The following is a 7,923-nucleotide window of genomic DNA, read 5'->3' on the forward strand; positions in this document are numbered from 1 at the left end:
ATTTCTTATACGGCTATTTTTAGATTGTACCCATGCAAAGTGGTCTTCACATGGGAGATGGGTTAGATGATGAATAGCATCTTATGCTTCAGTTCAGCATAAGGACAGCGCGACTGCAATTTCCATTGGCCTCAATCGTGATGCCGTGTTTGGACATATTGCTGTATCAACGCCGGTTTAAGGCTGGGTCACAGCCCGGGCGATTACCAAACGCTGAATATCCGAAGCACCTTCATAAATCTGGCTAACCCGAACATCGCGGTAAATCCGTTCTACCGGGAAGTCGGACACATAACCATAACCGCCATGAATCTGGATGGCATCGGAGCAGACGCGCTCTGCCATGGTTGAAGCAAACAGTTTGGCCATCGAAGCCTCTTTTAAACACGGTAAACCGGCATCTTTTAAGCTGGCTGCATGCAAAATCAACTGACGCGCCGCTTCAATTTGCGTGGCCATATCGGCCAGACGAAAAGCCACTGCCTGATGTTGCACGATCTCAACCCCAAAGGCTTTACGTTCATTGGCATATTCCACGGCGGCATCTAAAGCAGCACGCGCCATCCCCACCGATTGGGCAGCAATCCCGATCCGGCCTGACTCCAGATTGGACAAAGCAATTTTATAGCCTTCGCCTTCCTGACCGAGCAGATGATCAGCTGGAATACGGCATTGATCCAGCACAATAGTCGCCGTATCGGAACAATGCTGCCCCATTTTGTCTTCTAAACGCGATACGATATATCCGGGGTTCTCGGTCGGGACCAAAAAGCAGGAAATGCCTTTTTTGCCAGCAGATTTATCGGTCACAGCAAAGACCAAAGCCAGCTGGGCGTGTTTACCGGTGGTAATAAACTGCTTGGTGCCATTTAATATCCAGCTGTCACCATCACGTTCAGCCTTGCATTCGATGGCACTAGCATCGGAACCGACTTGCGGTTCGGTCAGGCAAAAACAGCCTAACCATTCACCGGTCGCCAGTTTGGTCAGATAATGCTGTTTTTGCGCTTCAGTGCCATAACGCTGAATGATGCCGCACGGTAAAGAGTTTTGCACACTCACAATCGTCGAAATCGCACCATCTCCTGCGGCAATTTCCTCTAAAGCCAGCACCAGCGAGATATAATCCAGACCGGCACCACCCCACTGTTCCGATACAGTCATACCCAGTGCACCTAAAGCGCCCAGCTCTTTCAGTTCCTGTGCCGGAAACTGTGCGGTTTTATCGCGTTCGGCTGCGGTCGGTTTCAATTTCTCCTGCGCATAGCTACGCATCATGTCCTGAACCATTTTTTGTTGTTCATTTAAAATCATTGCTTTCTCGTTCTCATTACGTTGGATTCGGCTGAAGTACGCTGGCTGATCTAAAAACTTGGGGGATGGTCTAGCTGCAGCATCAGCACGACAACCAGACCAGATGGGTTTATCTTATTTTTATTTACTTAGGCTATTTATTTAACCCAGCAAAGGGCTGCTTTTTTAAGCATTGTACTTATTTAGGCTGCATCCGGATCGCACCATCCAGACGAATCACCTCACCATTCAAATAGCCATTTTCAAAAATCTGTCCTACCAACTGGGCAAACTCATGTGGCTTAGCCAGACGCGGTGGATATGGCACCATCTGCCCCAAAGCATCCTGCACATGCTGTGGAAAGGCTTTCAGCATTGGTGTTTCCATAATCCCCGGTGCAATGGTCATCACGCGGATCGATTCACGGGCCAGTTCACGCGCTAGCGGCAAGGTCATCGCCACAATCGCACCTTTGGACGCAGAATAGGCCGCCTGACCAATCTGTCCTTCATACGCCGCCACTGAAGCGGTATTGACAATTACACCGCGCTCTTCTTCACCAGCTTGCAGTTGATATTTGGCCATCAGCTGCGCAGCAAAACGAATCATGTTAAAGCTGCCACTGACATTAATGTCCAGCACTTTCTGGAACATGCTTAAGCTATGTAAGCCTTCTTTGCCCAGCACTTTGGCTGAAGGTGCGATGCCGGCACAGTTGACCAGACCATTTAACTGGCCATAGTGCTGCTCAATCTCGGCAAAGAATTGCTCTACCGCGGCTTCATCGGTCACATCCAGCGCCTTAAACTGGGCTTTTTCACCCAATTGCTGTGCCATTTGCGTACCCAGCTCCTGATTCATATCGACCAGAATGACATTGGCCCCCTGCTCCACCAGATACTGTGCAGTAGCAGCGCCCAAACCAGATGCACCACCGGTAACCACACATACTTTTCCTTGAATCTTCATTTTATTTTCCCAAATAGTTTTGTTATCAATGACACATACTCGACTTAAGATGCAGAGTAATCAGACTCCAGCTTGAGTACAATTTCCAAATACAGCATCCTGCATGATGCCTTTGAACAATAGCATTTTTAACATAATTTTAAATTGAATAGACACGCGATGACGCCATCCCATTTGCATTATAGTAAAGGCACCATTTCTATTGCACTGGTGCATGAAGCACTGCAAGCCGCCCAGCAGCAAGGGGTGGAAATTCACTCCATTCTGACCCGGGCCGGTATTCCGCTGGAGCTGATGCATTCGGCCAAAGCGCGGGTGTCGGTGCTGCAATATGGGCAGCTGTGGATTGCCCTGGCCGATGCCATGAATGATGAGTTTTTTGGTATGGACAGCCATCCGCTGCGCCGTGGCAGTTATCGTTTATTGTCCAAATGGGTCTACTCTGCCGATACCATTGAAACCGCACTGAAAGAGATTCTAAAGTTTTTCAACCTGATTCTGGATGATCTGCGCGGGGAACTGCAGCTCAACAAAGATGCTGCTGTGCTGACCCTTCATGATCGGGCGCAGCCCAAAGCCATGTTCAGTTATGCGACTTATTTAATGCTGGTGCATAGCCTGATCTGCTGGCTCAGTGGACAGCGCATTGCCATTCAAAAAATCGAACTAAAATGCCCGGCTCCAAGCGATGATGCAGATTATCGGGTGCGCTTTTGTGAAAACATTCGCTATGAACAACCCGACAACCGAATCTATTTTGATGCGCAGGCTTTGGGTCTAAAAATCAAGCAGGATGAGCGCAGCTGGAAACGCTTTTTACAGCAAACCCCGTATAACCTGCTGGTGCGTTTTAAAAATCCGCATGCGTTAAGCACGATGATTCGCAAACAACTGATGCAGCGTCCGCCAAGTGAATGGCTGGAACTGCATGAACTGACCCGACAACTGAATATGTCAGGCGCCACTTTTCAGCGCCGTTTAAAACAGGAAGGTACCAGCTATCAGCTACTGAAAAATGAAATCCGCCGCGATACCGCGATTGAACTACTCTCGAAAACCGAGCTATCGCTACAAGATATTAGTGAACGGCTGAATTTTCATGATCCAAGTGCCTTTCACCGAGCCTTTAAAAAGTGGACTGGCTTAAATCCGGGGGCCTACCGGCAGAATCAAAGCTAGCCGTTATTTATGCTGATATTTTTAACTCAGAACTTTTAAATATAAGTTGTAATATGAAGCACTTGGCATTTCAAGTGCAGTATTTGAACCGGTCATTCATCGTAACAGCATTGCCAATCACACCAAAATAGATTAATTTTCACTCAATTTATCGCATAGATTCTATGCAATTTTGGCTGTAATCCCTCCTCCTCCTTGTTGTACTCCATCTTTAGAGGTTCCCATGCTTAAGATGATTGATGTGCTTGCACAAAATCTGGTTCAAAATTTTAATCACGCACTTTCTACTCCTTCAGAGCAACTTGATGAATTGCTGAATCAAGGCATTCTCAACACCTCTGAAGATCAGTTACGTAATGCGATGGCGGCATTTTTTGATCGTGAAGATGCGCTAGAAGCGGCACAAGCCTTAGATATTCCTCAGGAAGATCTGCACGCCTTACAAGCAGGCTTAGCACTTAAAGATGAAAACCTGAGCGAAACGGCAAAAATTGTAGCGCTGTGTCTGGCTTTAGAAACCGATAGCCTGGCTCAAGTGGAAGTATCTGACTGTCTGCAAGATTATCCAATGTAAATCTTGAGCAGTTACCCAACGCCTTATTCAAGTGACGCTACGGCGTCACTTTTTTTGACTGGATTATACTGAATCATCCCAACGTATACGGCTTGCATTGCCTTGTCCGGCTATGGAACACTACGGCTGAGCATCCGCGCAGAAGCACTATGATTATTCGGGATAAAAGCAACAGTTTCGCATTACTTTTTGCATGGTCAGGCACCATCTTGCCCAAGGTCATGCCGGCCTTAATGATGGTGGTGTTCATTTCCACCGTGCTGGTCTATCTGTCCTCGCATCATTATGTACAGGCGCCGGCCGTGCCCGCGATTGGCTTTACCATTTTCGGGGTTATCCTGTCGATTTTCCTCAGTTTCAGAAATACTGCCAGTTATGAACGCTGGTGGGAAGGCCGCAAATTATGGGGGCAGCTGATTGCCACCTCACGCCATCTTACCCGTGATTCCTATGTGTTGCCGCCCGCCGAACGTCAGGTGCTGATGTATCGAGTAATGCTGTTTAGCAATTTACTGAAAAACCGGCTGCGCACCCAGAATGAGCCGATTGATTTTTATCATAACAAGGTCAATTTAAGCCCGGCCGATTATCAGGCGCTGTTTGGGCATATTAATGCCGCCCAGTTTATTCTGGAACAGATTCAGAAAGATCTGGTCAAGGCCCTGCACAGCGGCGAACTGTCAGATATTGTCTATCATGGCCTGAACAAGCACATTATCAGCTTAGGGGATATTCAGGCCGGTTGTGACCGGATTCTGACCACGCCGTTACCTTTTTCGTATTCGGTATTGCTACACCGCACCGTGTACTGTTTCTGCTTTATTCTGCCTTTTAGTTTAGAGGCGAATTTAGGTATCTGGACCCCCATTTTGGTGGGATTGATTGCCTATCTGTTTTTGGGCTTGGATGCCTTAAGCGAACAGCTGGAAGAACCGTTTGGCCTGCAAGACAATGACCTGCCACTGAGTGCCATGGTCCGGCTAATCGAACGGGAAATGCTGAGTGCCTTGGGTGAAGAATTACCTCCGGCCATTCAGGCGATTAAAGACAACCTGACTTAATCGCCGAGTTGGCCGATAGTCACCCGATCATTACCGCCATAATCCAGAATGGTGCGTACCGCAACAAAACCGGCATCGTTAAAGATATTTTGCACAGCTACTGCCTGATCATAACCATGCTCTACAGCAATCCAGCCTTGCGGTTTTAACCAGTGCTTGCCTTGCTGAATAATAATCTCAAGATCAGATAAGCCCTGCTTGGCCGCCACTAAGGCCCGTTCAGGTTCGGTGGCCAAATCTTTCATATGTACATCATCAGCCGCAATATACGGTGGATTCGACACAATCAGATCAAACCTCGGCTCGGCAGGAACGCCTAAAGCAGCAAACCAGGCGCCCAGCTTAAACTCTACCCGCTCCAAGTTATGCGTCTGCGCATTTTCTTTGGCAACCGCCAGAGTCGGCGGATAAATATCGGTTGCAGTCACCTGCCAATCCGGACGTTCCGATGCCAAGGCCAAGGCAATCGCACCGGTGCCGGTACCCAAGTCGATAATCGCCGCTTGTGCCGGTAAATCCAGTTGCAAACAGCTTTCTACCAGTACTTCGGTATCTGGTCTTGGCACCAGGGTATCTGGTGTGACTTTTAAATCCAGTGTCCAGAATGGCTGTGAACCGGTGACATAGGCCAAGGGTTCACCTGCTTCAATCCGGGCAATACCCGCAAGATATTGCTGTTCCTGTTCTGGGCTTAGCTCACGATCGGCCTGATATTTCAGCGTCAAGGCAGATAAACCTAGAATATGCTCCAGTAGCCAGAGATTTTCCTGACGTTCGTAGCTGTCTGCTACGCCACGAATGGTCAGTGCATCGGCAATTTTCATTAGCCACCATTTTGCTGGGCAAGTAAAGCCAGCTGATCGGCCTGATATTCACGGTGCAGGCTGTCCAGCAATTCGGTTAAATCACCTTCCATCACTGCATCTAACTTATATAAAGTTAAGTTAATACGATGATCGGTCATCCGCCCTTGCGGATAGTTATAGGTGCGAATACGCTCGGAACGGTCACCGGAACCGACCAAGTCACGACGCATTTCCGAAGTGGCAGCATCTGCTGCAGCACGTTTGGCATTTTCCAGACGTGAGGCCAATAAGGCCATGGCTTTGGCTTTGTTCTTGTGCTGCGAACGTTCTTCCTGACATTCCACTACCGTTCCGGTTGGAATATGGGTAATACGCACCGCAGAGTCAGTTTTGTTGACGTGCTGACCACCGGCACCCGACGCGCGGTAGGTATCAATACGTAAATCTGCCGGGTTAATATCCACCGTGGTATCGACATCAATTTCAGGCAAAATAGCCACGGTACAGGCGGACGTATGTACACGGCCTTGCGATTCAGTTGCCGGAACACGCTGGACACGATGTGCGCCACTTTCAAATTTCAGGCGGCCATAGACCCCGTCACCATTAACCAGACAAATCACTTCTTTATAGCCGCCGTGTTCGCCTTCGTTTTCTGACAGCACTTCAATACGCCAGCCTTGAGATTCGGCATATTTGCTGTACATGCGGAATAAATCGCCGGAGAAAATTGCTGCTTCATCACCACCGGTGCCGGCACGAATTTCCAGATAGGCCGAGTTGGCATCATTCGGATCTTTAGGAATCATCAGGATGTTTAAATCCGCTTCCAGCTGTTCAATCAGTGCCTTGTTTTCCTTGATCTCTTCCTGCGCCATCTCTTTAAAGTCAGGATCGGACAGCATTGCTTCAGCCGTTTCAATATCGGCTTCGGCCTGGGTATATTTGCCCCAGACTTCGGTAATTTCGCTCAGGTCATTGTGTTCGCGCGACAGCTGGCGAAAGCGTTTGTTATCGGAAATGACTTCAGCATCGGCCAAGAGTGCTGTTAATTCTTCGTGACGGTCAGAAAGTTGATCTAATCGTAAACGTAACGATTCTTTCATTGTGCAAATTATCTCAATATACAGGCTGTCGCCCTAATTCAATAAGGCCAGCGAAATCAAAAAATTGCCATAGTTTAACGATTCTGGCCAGCAAATAACATCTTTATTCGTAGCAGAAACTGCGTGGTTGATGGCCAAATCCGGCAAATACGCTACAGCGTGCAAGAGATGCATCCTGCCTCTTTCAATTTAAAGTCTGGGCTGCCGATAAAATCGACAGTTTTAATACAACTTATACAAAGCCGAAACCAAAGCACTGAATTATGAAGGTGCCTCTCCATATTTGCAGGGAATCCTTTTGTTACATTTACTGCCATCAAATGACATTAAAAAGTCCGCTCTTGGACATGGAGTGAATATGAAACTCAATGCTGTTTTATTAAGTGCAACGCTTGCTGCCACTTCTTTCATGACGGTGAATGCACATGCTGACAATGCGACCCGTGTAGCTGCAGCCAGTGCCTTAGGTAGTGTCGCAGGTACAGCCTTAGGTAAAAACATGGGCGGTACCACGGGTGCAACCATTGGTGCGGCTTTAGGTGGTGCAGGTGGCGCAGCTGTAGCCAGTAACAAACGCCATCGTACTGAATCTGCCATTGGCGGTGCCTTAGGTGGCGGTGCGGGTTATACCGTGGGTCAGAACATGGGCGGTACGAATGGTGGTTATATTGGTGCAGCGCTCGGTGCAGCCGGTGGTGCAGCGCTGGGTAACAAGATTTCCAAAGATAAAGAATACGACCGTTACCAGGAACGTAAATGGAAGAAAAAACGTCGTCGTTAATTCTCCCCTTGTAAAAAAGCATCTTCAGGCCACTGCTGTCCCATAGTTTGCTTTAAATAAAAAAACCTGAGTCCTAACAGTTAAAATATGAGTGCAAACAAACACTTTAACGACCAGGATTCAGGTTTTGTCACATCAGAATACCGTATTTCA

At 48.0% G+C, this 7,923-nt stretch carries 8 protein-coding genes; 4 read left to right on the forward strand and 4 right to left on the reverse strand.

Translation table 11 applies throughout. The features are described from left to right. Positions 1 to 177 precede the first annotated feature (177 nt). Both FTU86_RS11850 and FTU86_RS11855 read right to left on the reverse strand, forming a co-directional pair. Positions 178 to 1,314, reverse strand: coding sequence for an acyl-CoA dehydrogenase family protein (locus tag FTU86_RS11850; RefSeq protein ID WP_016659090.1), 1,137 nt, complete (start codon positions 1,312 to 1,314; stop codon positions 178 to 180). Between the two features lie 178 nt (positions 1,315 to 1,492). Beyond that, positions 1,493 to 2,263, reverse strand: a complete 771-nt coding sequence (locus FTU86_RS11855; protein WP_005178702.1) for a 3-hydroxyacyl-CoA dehydrogenase — start codon at positions 2,261 to 2,263, stop codon at positions 1,493 to 1,495. 159 nt (positions 2,264 to 2,422) lie between these two features. Here FTU86_RS11855 and FTU86_RS11860 point away from each other — a divergent pair, with 159 nt between their 5' ends. The 3 genes from FTU86_RS11860 to FTU86_RS11870 all read left to right on the forward strand — a co-directional run bounded on the left by FTU86_RS11860 (position 2,423) and on the right by FTU86_RS11870 (position 5,077). Continuing rightward, positions 2,423 to 3,442, forward strand: coding sequence for an AraC family transcriptional regulator (locus FTU86_RS11860; RefSeq protein WP_104491604.1), 1,020 nt, complete (start codon positions 2,423 to 2,425; stop codon positions 3,440 to 3,442). Between the two features lie 223 nt (positions 3,443 to 3,665). Further along, a complete protein-coding gene (locus FTU86_RS11865) occupies positions 3,666 to 4,016 on the forward strand; it encodes a hypothetical protein (RefSeq protein WP_005178707.1) in 351 nt (116 codons plus the stop codon). A gap of 149 nt (positions 4,017 to 4,165) precedes the next feature. Next, positions 4,166 to 5,077 (forward strand): bestrophin family protein, encoded by a 912-nt coding sequence (locus FTU86_RS11870; RefSeq protein ID WP_180036870.1) that lies wholly within the window; start codon positions 4,166 to 4,168, stop codon positions 5,075 to 5,077. Here the strand turns inward: FTU86_RS11870 and prmC are convergent. Together prmC and prfA are read right to left on the reverse strand one after the other, a co-directional pair. Continuing rightward, positions 5,074 to 5,901, reverse strand: a complete 828-nt coding sequence (prmC, locus tag FTU86_RS11875) for a peptide chain release factor N(5)-glutamine methyltransferase (protein WP_180036869.1) — start codon at positions 5,899 to 5,901, stop codon at positions 5,074 to 5,076. The two genes, FTU86_RS11870 and prmC, sit on opposite strands and share 4 nt — an antisense overlap. Then, a complete protein-coding gene (gene prfA, locus FTU86_RS11880; RefSeq protein WP_005178710.1) occupies positions 5,901 to 6,989 on the reverse strand; it encodes a peptide chain release factor 1 in 1,089 nt (362 codons plus the stop codon). Before prfA ends, prmC begins: the two co-directional genes overlap by 1 nt. Positions 6,990 to 7,347: 358 nt before the next feature. On the opposite strand from prfA, the gene FTU86_RS11885 reads away from it, so the two are divergent. Next, positions 7,348 to 7,770, forward strand: a complete 423-nt coding sequence (locus tag FTU86_RS11885) for a glycine zipper domain-containing protein (protein ID WP_005178713.1) — start codon at positions 7,348 to 7,350, stop codon at positions 7,768 to 7,770. The last annotated feature ends 153 nt before the right edge of the window (positions 7,771 to 7,923 follow it).

Origin of the sequence: Acinetobacter sp. YH12155 (assembly GCF_013418255.1) — a bacterium.
GTDB classification, from domain to species: domain Bacteria; phylum Pseudomonadota; class Gammaproteobacteria; order Pseudomonadales; family Moraxellaceae; genus Acinetobacter; species Acinetobacter indicus.

What these genes read in the sequence shown, in the direction of transcription:
- FTU86_RS11850 (WP_016659090.1), bottom strand. Translation starts at nt 1,314, where the DNA reads ATGATTTTAAATGAACAACAAAAAATGGTTCAGGACATGATGCGTAGC.
- FTU86_RS11855 (WP_005178702.1), bottom strand. Translation starts at nt 2,263, where the DNA reads ATGAAGATTCAAGGAAAAGTATGTGTGGTTACCGGTGGTGCATCTGGT.
- FTU86_RS11860 (WP_104491604.1), top strand. Translation starts at nt 2,423, where the DNA reads ATGACGCCATCCCATTTGCATTATAGTAAAGGCACCATTTCTATTGCA.
- FTU86_RS11865 (WP_005178707.1), top strand. Translation starts at nt 3,666, where the DNA reads ATGCTTAAGATGATTGATGTGCTTGCACAAAATCTGGTTCAAAATTTT.
- FTU86_RS11870 (WP_180036870.1), top strand. Translation starts at nt 4,166, where the DNA reads ATGATTATTCGGGATAAAAGCAACAGTTTCGCATTACTTTTTGCATGG.
- prmC (WP_180036869.1), bottom strand. Translation starts at nt 5,901, where the DNA reads ATGAAAATTGCCGATGCACTGACCATTCGTGGCGTAGCAGACAGCTAC.
- prfA (WP_005178710.1), bottom strand. Translation starts at nt 6,989, where the DNA reads ATGAAAGAATCGTTACGTTTACGATTAGATCAACTTTCTGACCGTCAC.
- FTU86_RS11885 (WP_005178713.1), top strand. Translation starts at nt 7,348, where the DNA reads ATGAAACTCAATGCTGTTTTATTAAGTGCAACGCTTGCTGCCACTTCT.